The following is a 531-nucleotide window of genomic DNA, read 5'->3' as shown; positions in this document are numbered from 1 at the left end:
CGTAAATATTGAAATGGATGATACTCTCGATTTATGCATGCAATTTCGACGAGATGCTCATGCAGTAAGCTTTGGGAATGATGCAGGTTTTAGTGTTGATGAAACTAAAGCGTGGTTTACAAAGCTAAGTACATTTGATGATTCTGGCTTTTACCATGTTCTCAAAAACAATGAGATCATCGGTCAAATAGAATTTCGAAATGGCTTGATGGATGATCAAGGTATAAGGTTTGGCTATATTAACTTGCTGTATTTGTTACCTGAATTTCGTAACAACGGTTTAGGTAAAAAACTAGTCGATTTCATATGTGCTAAGTTCAAAAACGAGCAATGTGCATATGCTCAGCTACGCTATATTCCTGAAAATTTGCAAGCCGTTAGTTTCTATCGCAAACATGGTTGGTTTGATGTCGGAGAGCTTGGTGAGCGTGGGCAATTGGCAGAAAAACGATTAACCTAACAAACGCTTCAAGGCGGATTCGCAACGCGTGGCATTTTTACTATGCGTTGATTTTAGTGATTAAGGTGGTA

General features: G+C 38.4%; 1 protein-coding gene. It reads left to right on the top strand.

What is annotated here, in order from left to right:
- The coding region (locus RXX31_RS24780; protein ID WP_317592217.1) for a GNAT family N-acetyltransferase at window positions 1-460 on the top strand (460 nt) is incomplete at its 5' end.
- Between the last annotated feature and the right edge of the window lie 71 nt (window positions 461-531).

The sequence above is a fragment of the Vibrio sp. EA2 genome, from assembly GCF_033042495.1.
Lineage (GTDB): Bacteria > Pseudomonadota > Gammaproteobacteria > Enterobacterales > Vibrionaceae > Vibrio.
The sequence above is the reverse complement of the archived record's forward strand: the minus strand, read 5'-3'. Positions and strand labels throughout refer to the sequence as shown.